Below are 13,652 nucleotides of genomic sequence, written 5' to 3' on the forward strand. Positions count from 1 at the left end.
ACACAACTTTACTCCTGCTCGTCATTGCGAGGAGCGCAGCCCAAATAAAATATATGGGGCAATCCCGGGCGAATACTGGTGTCCTACGCCCTGGATGGCTTCACCTTCGTCTTGCGACGAGGGTTCGCAATGACGAGTCATATTGTCGCGCGAGCGAAGAGCCGCATCCAGGGGAGGGAGTTCGGGCGGCGAGCACCTCCCGGGCCGGATGATCCGGATTTGTCATCAATTTCCCTGTTGATCGGGATTAACCGTCGCCGGCTGGTGATGGCCGGCGCGCTGGCGCTGGCGGCGCCCGGTCTGGCCCTGGCTGCGACCGATCCCCGCCCGCCGGGATCAAAGCCCGCGCCGCCATCGCGCCCCACGGGTGCCTTCAAGCGGTTCGCGCCGGAGACCTGGGGCTACCGCTTTGACCTGCCGGGGGATTGGATCGTGGCCACGCCGGCGCCCTATACGGTGGTGGTCTCGGGGCCGGAGGGCACCGACGCCTACTACACGCCCGTCGCGGTGCGGAACCTCAGGGCGCCGGAGGCGGAGACTCCGGCGGACGCCGCGCGCCTGCTGATGCAGGCCTATCGCCGCGACCTGGAGGCACGCCACGAGTCGTTTCTGATGCTGCGCGAGACCATGTTTCGACCGGGCGCGGGGGCAACCGACGGCGGCCGCGCGGATCTGCCGCGCGGGCGGCAGATGGTGGCGGAATGGACCGGCGCGGACGGGATCATGCGCCAGTGGGCCGTCGCGCGGCCCCGGCCCCGGGCGGCGGTGGTCCACCTGTGGACCTACACGGCGGAGGACAGTCTGTTCGACGTGTACTTGCCGACCGCCCGCCTGATCCTGGAGTCGTGGAGTCTGGCCGGGGTTGAGTCGGGCGGGTGACCGAAGGGTCCCCGCCGTCGTCCGCGCCTCAGCCCGGTTGATCCGTGTCCGAGCGGATCAACCGTCTACCGCGACAGCAGCAGGGGCAGGGTCAGTTCGGGCAGCAGCGACTTGATGACACCCCCGCGCAGCAGGCGCGGCGCGTCATAGCCGCCGTGCGCGCCCATGGCCAGCATGTCGGCCGCCAGATCGGCGCACCGCGACAGGATCAGGTCGGAAACCGGAATGTCGTTCGGCACCTCGTGCTCGATCTCGGCGCGGATGCCGTGGCGGCCCAGGGTGTCGCGGTGGGCCTCCCACCGCCATTGCTGGGCCACGGGATCGCGGCTGACGGCGAGCAGGGTGACGGACTCGCATCCGGTCAGGAACGGCAGCGAGTCATGCAGCGCGCGGGCGCTGGCGCCGTCTTCGTTGAGGGCGATCACGGCCCGGCGGGGCTTTGGGAACTCGCGCGTGATGTACGGCAGCACCAGCAACGGACGGCCGGCGTTCACCGCCACCTGCTCCACGACCTCGTGGGTGAGGGTGTGGCCCATGTCGTCCTGACGCGGCTGGGCCACGATGCCCAGATCGGCGGTCTGGAGGTTGGCGGAGATCTGCGCCGCGATCAGGTTGGTATCGGCGCCGTGGATGCCGTGCCAGCCGCAACGCAGGCCGCGCTCCTCGCAGGCGGCGCGGAACGGCGCCTCGGCGGCGTCGACCTTGGCCAGGAAATCCCCGGAGACCTGACGGCTGTAGGGATGCCGCTCGGTCTGATCCACCACCCCGTAGATCCCCATGACGTATCCTGAATCGGCACCGTCGCCCAGGATCGTCCGTGCAACGTCCAGGCGCGTGTGCCAGGCGTCGGTATCGTCCACGTGAACCAGGATGGTGCGCGGCGTCATCAGGTGTCCTCCGTCTCTTCTGGCCGGCGCGGTTGATTCCGGCCGGAACTTGGGGTGGCGCTGGGCCAACGTTACCGTTACGGCCCCGCTTATAGCACGGCTGTATCGGGCGCGGTAAGAGTGAAGGACAGCCGACGGCACGGTCTTGTCACAGCCCTCTCCGTGCCCGAAACTGCGGGCTTCGGCGGACACAGGAGAGGGGGAGGGGACGTCATGGGGCTCACCGGTCTGACCACGCGCAGGCTCGCGGCCGGGGACGGGCCGGTTCGGGTCGCCCTGATCGGGGCCGGCAAATTCGGCGCCATGTTCCTCGCCCAGGTTCCCAGCAGTCCCGGGGTGGTGGTCGCCGCCATCGCGGACCTGGACCCGGCACGGGCCCGCGCCAACTGCGAGAGCGTGGGCTGGAGCGCCGAGCACATCGCCGCCACGCGCATCGGCGACGACCCGATGGCGGCGATCTGCGCCGATGACGTCGATGTGGTGGTGGAGGCGACCGGTGATCCGTCGGCCGGCATCCGGCATGCCCGGGCCGCCCATCGGGCCGGCAAGCACGTGGTCATGGTCAACGTCGAGGCGCCGATACCCTCGCCGGGCCGATGCTGGCCCGCGAGGCCGAGGCGGCCGGCGTCGTGCACTCCATGGCCTACGGCGACCAGCCGGCGTTGATCTGCGAACTGGTGGACTGGGCGCGCGCCTGTGGATTCGCGGTCACGGCGGCGGGCAAGGGCACCAAGTACCTGCCGGCCTATCACGACTCGACCCCGGACACGGTTTGGGCGCACTACGGGCTGGACGCGGAGCAGGCGGCGGCGGCGGGGATGAACGCGCGCATGTTCAACTCGTTCCTCGACGGCACCAAGTCGGCCATCGAGATGGCGGCGGTGGCCAATGCCACCGGGCTGGGGGCGCCGGAAGGCGGCCTTGTCTTTCCCCCGTGCGGCCGCGACGACCTGCCCCACGCCCTGCGCCCGCGCGCCCTGGGCGGCCAGCTTGAGGGGCCCGGCATGGTCGAGGTGGTCTCGTCCCTGGAGCGTGACGGTCGGCCCGTGTATCGGGATCTGCGCTGGGGCGTGTACGTGACCATCGAGGCTCCGACCAACTACGCCGCCGCGTGCTTCCGGCAGTACGGCCTGACCACGGACGCGACCGGCCGCTTCGCCGCCATGTACAAGCCATTTCATCTCATCGGTTTGGAACTGAACGTCTCGATTCTGTCGGCGGCGCTGCGCGGTGAGGCGACGGGAACGCCCCGGTCCTTTACGGCCGACGTGGTGGCCGTGGCCAAGCGCGACCTGACGGCGGGCACCGAACTCGACGGCGAGGGCGGCTTTACGGTGTGGGGGCGCCTGACCACGGCGGCGCGCTCCCTGGCCGATGGCGCGCTACCGATCGGGCTGGCGCACGGGGTGCGGCTGACGGCGCCGGTGACCAAGGGACAGGTGGTGCGTTGGTCCGATGTGGCCATCGACGAGGCGGATGAGGCCGTGAGCCTGCGCCGCGCCCTGGAGGCGCAGGCCCGCGCCGCCGCGTCGTAAGCGCGCCACATGCGGCGGAATTGGACCCGGGCGTCATCGGAGGCCGCCGGGCCCGGTGTATATCACTTCTGGTACCCCATTTTTCTGCTCGGGCTTCGCGGCGCGGGCTGCGTCGTACCGCCTACCGCGCTGAAATTTCAGAAGATAGTGGCACAGGCAGTATCCATTGGGTCGATACGGGAAATTATTGCGATTGGTTCTTATTTTTAATACGGTGCGGGGCATCAGCTGTCGGGCGGCGCGCCCGTCCGACCCGCATCTCCCTGCACCCCACCCGGATCGCCATGCCCGCCGCCGCTCTAGCCCTCGAATCCCAAACCGGTCGCACGGCGCCGGACAATCGCGCCGCCGCTGAAGCCCGCCTTGAAGCCTTGCGCTGGCCCCGGCGCGGGCCGGTATGCCCCCACTGCGGCGCGCGGCACGTCTACCGGATGATCTGCACGCGCTCGGGTGGGGTGCGCTTCAAATGCGCATGCTGCCGCAAACCGTTTTCGGCGCGGCGCGGGACGGTGCTGGAACGCTCGAACATCCACACCGCCGCTTGGTTGCGGGCCATGGCGCTGTTTCTGGACGACCCCGGGCGCGGCCTGCCGGCGCGCATCCAGCGCGCCTGCGCGGTCAGCTACAAGACCGCTTGGTCCATGACCCAACGTCTGATGGCGGCGCCCGACGACCCGGTTCTCAGCGCCCTGCGCGACGAGCGCGATGAGCGGGGCGAGTCCCCGCCGTGCCATCCCGACCCCCTCCGTGAAGACAGGAGATTACCATGACACCGTTCCGCCGACTGTCCGCCCTGACCCTGGGTGCCGCCCTGATGCTGGCCCCGGCCGGCGCCGCCCTGGCCCATACGCCGCTGTTCTCCTGCTACGACAACGGCGATGGCACCGTGTTGTGCGAGGCCGGGTTCTCCGACGGATCCTCCGCCTCCGGCGTGCCCGTTCAAGTGCTCGACGGCACCGGCGCCGTCATTGAGGAAAGCAAGATGGACGCCAATAGCGAGTTCATCTTCGAGATGCCCGAGGGCGACTACAGCGTGCAGTTCGACGCCGGGGAAGGCCATCGCATCAAGGTCCCCGCCGCCGAGATTTACTGAACCCATTGCGACTCGGCGTGCTCGAAAAAACAAGAGAGAAGAGGAGATCCCCGCATGACCCGGACCCTGACCATGGCAGCGGCCGCCCTGATCCTGTCGGCCGCGCCCGCGCTCGCCCACTTCCAGCTTGCCTACACGCCAGAAGTCAACCTGGAGAAGCCCGGCGAGGTGTCCATGAAGTTCTTCTTCTGGCATCCGATGGAGAACGGCCACGCCATGGACATGGGCGCGCCGTCGGAACTGGCCCTTTACTTCAAGGGCGAGAAGACCGATCTGACCGACAGGCTCGCTCCGGTGACCTTCCACGCCGCCCACAACGAGGCCCAAGGCTATGAGGCGACGATCCCGGTGAAGCGCAACGGCGATTACATCGTCGCGTTCACCCCTGCGCCCTACTACGAGGAAAGCGAGGACATCTACATTCAGCAGATCACCAAGAGCTATCTCAACAAGGGCGGCGCGCCGACCGGCTGGAACGAGCCCGTCGGCCTGCCGACCGAGATTGTGCCCCTGAACAAGCCGACCAACGTGATCGCCGGATCGACGTTCTCCGGGGTGCTGCTCTCCGACGGCGAACCGGTCGCCGGCGCCGAGATCGAGATCGAGTACATGGCCGCGCCGCCGGACATGGAAACCAACCGGCCCACCGAGCCCACCGCCGGGCCGATGCCGGGCGGCACCGTGGTGGCCATCACCGACGCCGACGGCGCGTTCACGTTTGGCATTCCCAAGGCCGGGTTCTGGGGCTTCGCCGCGCTCGGGTCCGGCCCCGCCACCGAGTTCGAGGGCAAGGAATTGAGTCAGGACGCGGTCCTCTGGGTCCGCGCCTACGATATGGAGTAAGATCGCTTCAGTCCGGTGGTCTCGGGACGGGTGACCCCGCAGGGGGTTGCCCGTTCCGTGGTGCCGGTTTCCACAGTCCCGCCCGTTTCGGCCCGTCTGTTCGTTGGCGGGCTTGTTCTTCCGGTTCCGAGAGGTCTTCTGATGTCAGACCCGACCGTCGCTTCAGCCCCAGCCCCGGCCGCGCCCGCCCGCCTTCGCGTCGCGCTGGCGGGCCAGCCCAATTGCGGCAAGTCCACCCTGTTCAACGCCCTGACGGGTCTGAGCCAGCACATCGCCAACTATCCCGGCGTGACGGTGGACAAGAAGAGCGGCGGCTACCGGCATAACGACCGCACGGTGGAGATCGTCGATCTGCCCGGGACCTACAGCCTGACCTCGTTCTCGTTGGAGGAACGGGTGGCGCGCGAGTACCTGCTCAACGCCCAGCCCGATGTCGTGGTCAACGTCGTCGACGCCAGCAATCTGCGGCGCGGCCTGTATCTGACGTTCCAGCTCTTGGAACTGGGCTTCCCGGTGGTGATCGCGTTGTCGATGATGGACGTGGCCAAGAGCCGCGGCCTCACCCTGGACCTGGAGACCCTGTCCCAGCGCCTGTGCGTGCCGGTGGTGCCGGTGGTCGGCCACAAGGGGGTCGGCCGGGAAGAGTTGCGCGAGGCGATCTCGCGCGCGGCGGAGGCTCCCACGCAGGTGCCTGCGACCCTCAATTACGGAGACCTGGAGGAGGCGGTGGCCGAGCTTCAGGCGCGCATCGCCGCACTGCCGGGGCTGTCCGAGGTGGTCTCGGCGCGGTGGATGGCGGCCCGCCTGCTCGAACAGGACAGCGAGGCCGAACGCCTGCTGCGCCAGAACGTCAACAACGCCCACGGCATTCTCGATCAGGCCCAGGCGGCGGCGACCGCCTTCCAGGCGCGCAAGGGGATCACGCCCGGGGATCATATCGCCGCCTGTCGCGACCATCTGGCCGGCGAGATCCTGGCCACAAGCGTTCACCACGCCCACCGCGACCGTGTGCCGCTGACCGAGCGAATCGACCGTTTTCTGCTGCACCGGTGGCTGGCGCCGGCGTTTCTGGTGCTGACGGTTTGGGTGATCTACGAGTTGTCCATCGTCCAGGGCTACGAACTGACCAAGGTGACGTGGCCCCTGCTGGCCGGGTTCCGCGATCTGGCGGGCGACCTGTTGCCGTCGGCCGGCTTCCTGCACGATCCCACCGTCCGCTCCATGGGGCTGTGGATGGTGGATTCGGCCAACGCGCTGCTGAACTATGTGCCGGTGTTCCTGATCCTGTTCGCGCTGATCGCGATCCTGGAGGATTCGGGCTACATGGCCCGCATCGCCTTCATTCTGGACCGTATTCTGCACCGCTTCGGCCTGCACGGGCAGTCCACGCTGCCCTACATCCTGGGCGGCGTATTTGCCGGCGGTTGCGCCGTGCCCGGGGTCATGGCCACCAAGGGCATCCCGGACCAGCGCGCGCGCATGGCGACCATCCTGACCGTGCCGTTCATGAACTGTCTGGCCAAGGTGCCGCTGTATACCCTGCTGATCTCGATCTATTTCCCCGACACCAAGGGGCTGATCCTGTTCTACCTGTCCACCATCACGGTGATCTTCGCCCTGTTGGTGGCCAAGCTGCTGAGCGTCTCGGTGCTACGCCACATGGAGACGGCGCCGTTCGTGATGGAACTGCCGCACTACCATCTGCCCACTGTGACGGGGGTGGTGCGCCGCTCGGTGGACCGGACCTGGATGTACATCAAGAAGGTGGGCACGGTCGTGGTGGCGGTGGCGACCATCGTCTACGTGCTGTTGCAGTTCCCGGGCCTGACACCGGAGCGGCAGGCGCACTATCATGACCGCGCCGAGGCGGCGATTGTGGATTTCCGCGCCACGTTGGCCGGCAATCCGCTGCTGGCGGCGGTGCCGGACCAGGACAGCCTGACCCGTCTGGTGAACCTCTACACGGACTACCGATCCGACCGCATGATGGTCGGCAGCCGCGAGGCCGCCGAGGCGCTGGACGCCCGCCTTCAGGACAACCACCCGGATCTGGCGCCCTTCTTGGTGCGCTCGCGCGATCCGAACGCCCGCGCGGCGCAGGGAGCGCTACGGGATCTGGCGAGCACGCGCAAGGAAATCCGGCGCCAGATGAAGGACGAGCGCATCGTCAACAGCGCGCTCGGTCAGTTGGGCCGCGCCCTGGAGCCGGTCACGCAGTTCGCCAACTTCGACTGGAAGATCAACGTCGCGCTGCTGAGTTCCTTTGCCGCGCGCGAAAGCTCCGTGGCCACCCTGGGCGTGCTGTTCGACCAGCCCGAGGGCGACAACCAGACCCTTGAGGAACGCATGGGCGCCGAGCAGAAGGCCGCCGGCTATACCGCGCTGACGGCGGTGGCGCTGATGCTGTTCTTCGCGCTGTATCCGCCGTGTCTGGCCACCACCATCATGATCCGGGTGCAGACCCACTCGTATGCCTGGATGACCTTCTCGATCATCTTCCCGACCGCCCTGGCCCTGGCGGTCGCCAGCGTGACCTACACCACAGGCGTGGCGCTGAACCTGACGGGCCTGGAGATGATGACCGGAATCTACGTCGTGGCGCTGACCTTGTTGATCCTGGTCGGCCTGTTCAAGGCGCCGTTCGGCCGGTCGTTGCCGCGTCCGGGCTACCGCGTCCCCGAGGGCGGGGCGGAGTAGTCCGGAACCCGCTTGGGTCCTTCCCCAGTCGTGGGTGAAGACCCGTGGACACGGTTGGGGTGAGCGGGGCGAACCCCACCGTCGGCCGATCTGCGCGACCCCATCAAGCGGTTTCGGTGTGATATCGGCCGGCCTCCGCAGACACCCGTCCGGTCGGAACAGGGAACACACTGCGGCGGGAGATCCCTCGCGGCCTGACGGCTGCTTCGGGATGATGGAAAAGCCTTGCTATGAAACGGAAGACGTCCGGGACATCAGACGCAGGGCGTTCCACACCCATGGCTCCAACGTCGGCCAGAGCGTGACCCAGCAACAGCCGTGATCGGCGGTCTCCATGACCCGCACCGCATGCGCCGGCGGGCCCAGCCCCAGGCGATCCAGCACGTCGTCTGCCCAACCGGCCGGCACGATGTCGTCGTCCGCGCCCAGGACATGGACCTGGGGCAGCGCGGCCAGCCGCTCCGCCGTGTGGCGGTCCATGGCCGGCAGCGCGCTGACCCGGTGGTGGCGTGCCCAGTCGGCCGGATCCAGGACCCCGGCCACGGTGACCAGTCCGCGCACATCGTCGCGGATGACCGCCAGCCGAGCCGCGAGGAAGGCGCCTCCGGAGTACCCCACCAGAACGAGGTGATCGGCACCCGCGCGGCGTTTGAGATCCTCCAGGGCCGCGTTCATCCGGCGCACGGCGGTGTCGGAAAAGCGCTCCGTGGTCCAGTCCTCGATCCGGCAGGCCGCCGGGCGCTCGAACTGGCAGGGCCGGGCCAGGGCGGCGACGTGGGGCAGACCGGAGGCAAGCGCCAGCCCCAGCGCCTGCGGCCGGCGCGGGGTGGGATCGGCGGGCGGACGGTCGCGGCGCGGCCAGGCGGCGCCGTCGCCTTCCACGAACACGGTCAGTGGCTGGGTTCGGTCGCCGGCCGGCGCGCGGTTCGGCCCCAGCCAGCCGACAACGGTCAGATCGGCCGCGTCGAGGCGCAGGCGGGAAAACGAGGCCTCTCCGGCTTGGTGTTCCAGGTCGGCGCGCGACGGCGCGGTGGGGCCGGCGCAGGCCCACAGCGCGGCGAGGGTGGCGCCCACCAGCACACCTCGCCAGCGGGGCGTTTCGTGCCGAGACACGCGTGCCCTCACCGCACGATATCGACGAAGGCATGGGACAGATGCATCTGCTCCCCGAACTGCGCCTTGCGTCGCAACAGGGCCTCCAGGAAGGCCTGGAGCGGTTCGATTTCCGGGCGCAACTCCGTGAACGTCGGCTGGGGCGCCTCGATGGCCAGGATCATGTTGCGCCCGTAGGGCTCGGTCAGCTCGTAGACCCGCCCGCCGTCGCCGCCCCTGGACCCGATGCTGACCGCCCGTCCGGCGACGGCGGCGGTCTCGGGACGCGCGGGATTGGGCAGCAGATGGATCACCAGCCCCTTGTCCGAATCGATGAAGACGACGTGCAGGTGACCGCGCGGCTGGCGGGGCACAATCTCCATGCGCAGATAGTCGCCCGGTCTGTATTCGCCGCCCGCCTGACTGAGGTCGATGCGCGGGCCGTCTGTCTGGTTCCAGATCTCCAGCGTCGCCAGGGTGGCGCACAGCGGGCGTGGCGCGATCTCCACCGCCGTGCTGTCGATGGCCTCGACGCCCGGTGATTCCGCAATGCGCATGCGTAGGCGGTCGAGATCATTGGCGGATCCGACGAACCCGGTCACCCGCGCGGTTCCACCGGCCTCCCGCGCGATCGACAGCGAACTGCACGGAACCTGCTCGGCCAGACGGTTCAAGTCGGGCAGGGGAGGGCGCACCGCGACCTGGGAGCCCGTGTCCGGCGCGGCGCCCGGATCGGTGCCCGGATCGGTGCCCGTGGAGGGTGACGGCGCGGAGGACGAAGCGGAAGACGATGCGGCGGGTGATGCGGCGGGTGATGCGGCGGGCGGTTCGGGCGGATCGGGCTCCGGTCGATCATCCGGGACCGCGGTGGTCGTACTGGCCACCGGCGCGGTTCCATCGACGTCGTCCGGTGAGCCGCCCGGGAAGGAGGGAATGGCGCCGCTTCCGCCGGCCGGTTGCTCCGGCCCGTCCGTGCCGCCCGGATCCGGCGCGTCGGACAGGCCCATCATGGCCAGAATCCGCGTGGCCGGCTCCGGCAGGGATCCCGTGCTCCACATCCACCATCCGGCGCCGCCGCCGGCGAGCAGGACCATCAGCACGAGGACCAGGACCACGATACCACCACCGCTGCCCCGGCCCCGCTGTTTGTTCTGACCGCCCCGGGCCGCCGCGCTCCGGGCGTCCCGCTCCCGCTGGCGCCGATGGCTGCTGGTTTCGGTCCCCAGGCGGATCTCGGCGCCGACCAGATCGTTGGCCCGGTCCGGGCGGTCGTCCGGCTTGGGTTGCAGCATCCAGGTCAGTTCGGCCCGCAGTGCCTGGGGCACCTTGCTCAGGTCAGGCACCCGGCGGCGCAGGTCCAGGATTTCGGTCAGGCTGCCGCCGATGTCCATCAGCTCACCCTGGGCCGCCGTCGCCAGCACGAGGCCGAGACTGTAGATATCCGAGCGGCCATCGACCTGACCGCCGTACTCGCCCATCTGTTCCGGCGAGGCGTATCGATACTTCCCGGCGAAGCTGCCACCGATCACGGTGGCGACGGCCTCCTGGCGGGCGATGCCGAAATCGATGATGCGAGGCTGATCGACCCGGCCGTCCTGGAACAAGATGTTGTCGGGCGAGATGTCCCGATGGACGACGCCGCGCTGGTGGACCTCGTCGAGCGCCTTGGCGAGCAGGTCGCGCATCAGACGGATCTCGTCCACCGAGAACTCGCGCTTGCCGATCAGATCGCCGAGCGACGGGCCGTCCACATACTCCATGATGATGAACGGATGCTGATTTTCGTCCAGCAACAGGCCCCGGTAACTGACGATCACCGGGTTCTCGATCGACTCCAGAATACCGGCTTCGCGCCGGAACAGCTCGACGATGTCGGCGTCGCTGGCGAACTCCGGCCGGATTTTTTTAATGGCGTAAGGACGGCTGTTGAAGAGGTGCTCGGCACGATACACCTCCCCCATGCCGCCGGCGGCCACGAGGCTCTTGATGACATAGGTGTGAGAGATGATGGTCCCGGTGGGAATGGTGCCACCTGATGGCCGGAGGGGAGCGGCCGCGCCGCTCCCGCTCGGTATCGAGACGATCGTTTCGTCGTCGCCGTCGTCGCCGGCCTCGCCGCGACCCCCCGGCCCGCCTGTCGTGTTCGCCGTCGTCGCCTCCCTCGTCTCGCCGCCGGCCACGGCTGCCCGCGATCAGTTTCGCGGACCATGGATACCATATCAGCGCGCGAGCACGAAGTCCGCTCCCTGGCTGATCCCGACCGGCGTCACCATGGTGCGTCCGGAAATGCCGCCACGCGTGGCGGCATGGGCGAGCAACTGGTCTTCCAGCTTCTGCACCACCACCGGCACCGCGTCCTCAACATAACTCTTGATCTCCGCCACGGTCACCTGTCCATCGCGAGGGGCGCGGTCGGCGCGTTGCGCGCTGCCTCCCTCCCCGAGGCCCTGAAGGAACGCGTAGGTGAACAGCCCGTGCCCCAGGATCTCATATTCCGGGGCTTCCTGTCCGGCGCGTGTCGCGGTCAGCACATGCACCCCGGTTTCGCGGCTCAGCGAGTCGAGGAAGCGGCGTTGCTCGAACCCATCGAATTGCGCCAGCGCGGCGCCGGCGCCGCAGGCATCGACGAGAAGAAGCATCTTCTGCGCCGGGATGCGGCGCAACAGGTCGGCCAACTCCCGTGCCGAGACGCCCTGGCTGCGCACCCCGGATTCCGTCGCGCTCGAAAGATCGGCGGGCAGGAAATACCAGTCACTGCCCAACGCCTTGCCGTGCCCCGCAAGGTAGAGAATCAGGACGTCATTGCCGGTCAGGGTCTGCAGGCTTTGCAGATGGGCGCGGATCCCGCCCTTGGTCGCCTGACCGTCGGTCAGGAGGGTCTGGCGCACACCGGCGTAGGGCGTCCGCACGCCGCCCTGGAACAACCGCGACACCGACCGGGCATCGGCGACGGCGAACGTGAGGGGCTGAAGGCCGCTGGCCCGGTAGGCGTTGACGCCCACCGACGTCAGGTAGAGCTGGCCGCCGGACGTGGCGCCGGCCGCCTGCACCGACGCGGTGGCCGGGTCGCTGGTGATGCCCTGCCAGCCCGCCGCCACGGCGGACAGGGCATTGGCGCCGGCCGTCGCCGGCACCGCGAACGTCATGGTGCGGCTGACGCCGTCGGACGACTCGCTGATGTCCCCGACCACGGCCTCCGGCCGCACGCGCTTGTCGTTGTTGAACAGCCGGATGTCCGGGCGGGTGCTGTCGCTGCGGTTCACGGCGGTCACGGTCACGGTCAGGGTCTGGCCGGGCGAGACTCCCTGGGACGGCGACACGGACATGGTCACCTCCGGCGGCAGTCGAATTTCTTCACTGATCGAGCCCGCCGGCCGCGTCGACAGGGTCATGTTCGGCTGCACGGATTTGGTGAGAAGGCCCGGCTCGTAGTGGGTGCTGGCGAGGCGATCAACCGGCAGATCGGCGACCGGTGTGCTCCAGACGATGTCCTTGTAGGTGTCGATGGCGCCGTCATAGCGCCCCTCCGGCGAAACCACGACCCAGCCGCCGGCGTTCGAGATCATGCGGGCAAGCTGGCGAAAGCTCTGGCCGTCCAGCACATGCACGGTGCCGTCGGCGCTGGCCGCCATGATGCGGTCCGGGCCGGAGCGGATGGCCACGTCGTTGATCGGGCCGGGGACCGGGGACGGCGCGCTCGTCGCCTGTCCGCCGCGATGACGGGCAAGGCCGCCGGCCTCGTCACCGGAAACCGCGAGCCCACCCGGGGCGGCGGCCACCGCCGTCACGCGTGCCGAATGCGGCCGCGACGAAGAGAGCCGCTGTCCACCGGCGGCGTCCCAGATTTCGACGGTTCCGTTGGCGGTTCCCACCACGACGCGACCGTCGGAGGCCATGGCCAGGGCGCTGACCGTCGCGGCGGGTCGAACGGCGCGGGCAGCGCCGGCCTGACCCAGAACAAGCGAGCCATCAGCGAACGCGGCCGCGAACAACGGGCCGTTCGCGCTGGCCACATGGGTGACGGCGCCCGTGCCCCGGTGCAAGGTCTGCATCTGGCCGCTGGCGATGGTCACGCCCAGCACGGTGCCGTCCGAGCGCCCGATGACCGCCTGACGTCCATCCGGCGAGATGTTGACGGCGCCAACGCCGGACGCCGCCGCCGCCGGCAGGGCGGCGATGGCGCCGCTGCCCGGCGCCGGGACCAAGCGCGCCTGTCCGCTGGTCGAGCCGACCAGGACGAAGCGGCCGTTGGGGCCGACGTGGATGTCGCGGACGGGACCGACCGCGCTGGCCGGCAGCCGCTGCGCCTCCGCCCCCTCGCGCAGGTCCCACAGGGCGAGGTCGCCGTTGCCCAGCACGGTGGCGCCGTGCGTCCACTCGGGATTGATATCCAGGCCCCGCACCGGCCCGAGATTGCCGCGCACCTGAAGCGTCGGACGGAAGATGGTGCGGGTTTGGCTCTGGATCGTCCGGCCCAGCGTCCGGGTGCTGTTGCGCAGAACGCTGGTCTGTGCGTCCGCCGATTCCGGAACGGCCGTTCCGGCTGTTGCCATCAGGATGACGGCAAGGCAGGCAAGCGCGCGCGGCATATCCCGTCTCATGGCGAGTCCTCCGGTGTGGCTTGGT

General features: G+C 69.1%; 11 protein-coding genes. 7 read left to right on the forward strand and 4 right to left on the reverse strand.

Annotated features, from left to right (window positions below; translation table 11 throughout):
• The first annotated feature begins 219 nt into the window (after positions 1–219).
• Positions 220–879 carry a hypothetical protein gene (locus BLS85_RS09280; RefSeq protein WP_143027146.1) on the forward strand — a complete coding sequence of 220 codons (660 nt, stop codon included), beginning with the start codon at positions 220–222 and terminating at the stop codon, positions 877–879.
• A 65-nt stretch (positions 880–944) separates the two neighbouring features.
• Here BLS85_RS09280 and BLS85_RS09285 read toward each other — a convergent pair whose 3' ends face one another.
• Positions 945–1,766 carry a universal stress protein gene (locus BLS85_RS09285; protein WP_092785538.1) on the reverse strand — a complete coding sequence of 274 codons (822 nt, stop codon included), beginning with the start codon at positions 1,764–1,766 and terminating at the stop codon, positions 945–947.
• A gap of 213 nt (positions 1,767–1,979) precedes the next feature.
• Between BLS85_RS09285 and BLS85_RS19710 the strand changes: the two genes are divergently transcribed.
• From BLS85_RS19710 to feoB, 6 genes are all read left to right on the forward strand, one after another.
• Complete coding sequence (locus tag BLS85_RS19710) at positions 1,980–2,432, forward strand: Gfo/Idh/MocA family oxidoreductase (protein WP_342729449.1); 453 nt, start codon at positions 1,980–1,982, stop codon at positions 2,430–2,432.
• Positions 2,363–3,301 (forward strand): SAF domain-containing protein, encoded by a 939-nt coding sequence (locus BLS85_RS09290; protein ID WP_342729450.1) that lies wholly within the window; start codon positions 2,363–2,365, stop codon positions 3,299–3,301. Before BLS85_RS19710 ends, BLS85_RS09290 begins: the two co-directional genes overlap by 70 nt.
• 284 nt (positions 3,302–3,585) lie before the next feature.
• Positions 3,586–4,071 (forward strand): transposase, encoded by a 486-nt coding sequence (locus BLS85_RS09295; RefSeq protein WP_092785540.1) that lies wholly within the window; start codon positions 3,586–3,588, stop codon positions 4,069–4,071.
• Positions 4,068–4,394, forward strand: a complete 327-nt coding sequence (locus BLS85_RS09300) for a hypothetical protein (RefSeq protein ID WP_218128361.1) — start codon at positions 4,068–4,070, stop codon at positions 4,392–4,394. Before BLS85_RS09295 ends, BLS85_RS09300 begins: the two co-directional genes overlap by 4 nt.
• A gap of 54 nt (positions 4,395–4,448) precedes the next feature.
• Positions 4,449–5,237: a DUF4198 domain-containing protein gene (locus BLS85_RS09305; RefSeq protein WP_092785542.1), complete on the forward strand. Its 789-nt coding sequence runs from the start codon at positions 4,449–4,451 to the stop codon at positions 5,235–5,237.
• A 141-nt stretch (positions 5,238–5,378) separates the two neighbouring features.
• Entirely contained in the window at positions 5,379–7,934 is a 2,556-nt protein-coding gene (gene feoB / locus BLS85_RS09310) for a ferrous iron transport protein B (protein ID WP_092785544.1), read from the forward strand.
• 228 nt (positions 7,935–8,162) lie between these two features.
• On the opposite strand, the gene BLS85_RS09315 is transcribed toward feoB, so the two are convergent.
• From BLS85_RS09315 to BLS85_RS09325, 3 genes are read right to left on the reverse strand one after another with little or no spacing between them, the layout of a single operon-like run.
• Positions 8,163–9,047 carry an alpha/beta hydrolase gene (locus tag BLS85_RS09315; protein WP_143027147.1) on the reverse strand — a complete coding sequence of 295 codons (885 nt, stop codon included), beginning with the start codon at positions 9,045–9,047 and terminating at the stop codon, positions 8,163–8,165.
• A gap of 8 nt (positions 9,048–9,055) precedes the next feature.
• Positions 9,056–11,206, reverse strand: a complete 2,151-nt coding sequence (locus tag BLS85_RS09320; protein ID WP_092785548.1) for a serine/threonine-protein kinase — start codon at positions 11,204–11,206, stop codon at positions 9,056–9,058.
• A gap of 39 nt (positions 11,207–11,245) precedes the next feature.
• Positions 11,246–13,627, reverse strand: coding sequence for a caspase family protein (locus tag BLS85_RS09325; protein WP_092785550.1), 2,382 nt, complete (start codon positions 13,625–13,627; stop codon positions 11,246–11,248).
• Between the last annotated feature and the right edge of the window lie 25 nt (positions 13,628–13,652).

Source organism: Rhodospira trueperi (genome assembly GCF_900101965.1).
Lineage (GTDB): Bacteria > Pseudomonadota > Alphaproteobacteria > Rhodospirillales > Rhodospirillaceae > Rhodospira > Rhodospira trueperi.

What these genes read in the sequence shown, in the direction of transcription:
- feoB (WP_092785544.1), top strand. Translation starts at nt 5,379, where the DNA reads ATGTCAGACCCGACCGTCGCTTCAGCCCCAGCCCCGGCCGCGCCCGCC.
- BLS85_RS09295 (WP_092785540.1), top strand. Translation starts at nt 3,586, where the DNA reads ATGCCCGCCGCCGCTCTAGCCCTCGAATCCCAAACCGGTCGCACGGCG.
- BLS85_RS19710 (WP_342729449.1), top strand. Translation starts at nt 1,980, where the DNA reads ATGGGGCTCACCGGTCTGACCACGCGCAGGCTCGCGGCCGGGGACGGG.
- BLS85_RS09325 (WP_092785550.1), bottom strand. Translation starts at nt 13,627, where the DNA reads ATGAGACGGGATATGCCGCGCGCGCTTGCCTGCCTTGCCGTCATCCTG.
- BLS85_RS09285 (WP_092785538.1), bottom strand. Translation starts at nt 1,766, where the DNA reads ATGACGCCGCGCACCATCCTGGTTCACGTGGACGATACCGACGCCTGG.
- BLS85_RS09290 (WP_342729450.1), top strand. Translation starts at nt 2,363, where the DNA reads ATGCTGGCCCGCGAGGCCGAGGCGGCCGGCGTCGTGCACTCCATGGCC.
- BLS85_RS09300 (WP_218128361.1), top strand. Translation starts at nt 4,068, where the DNA reads ATGACACCGTTCCGCCGACTGTCCGCCCTGACCCTGGGTGCCGCCCTG.
- BLS85_RS09305 (WP_092785542.1), top strand. Translation starts at nt 4,449, where the DNA reads ATGACCCGGACCCTGACCATGGCAGCGGCCGCCCTGATCCTGTCGGCC.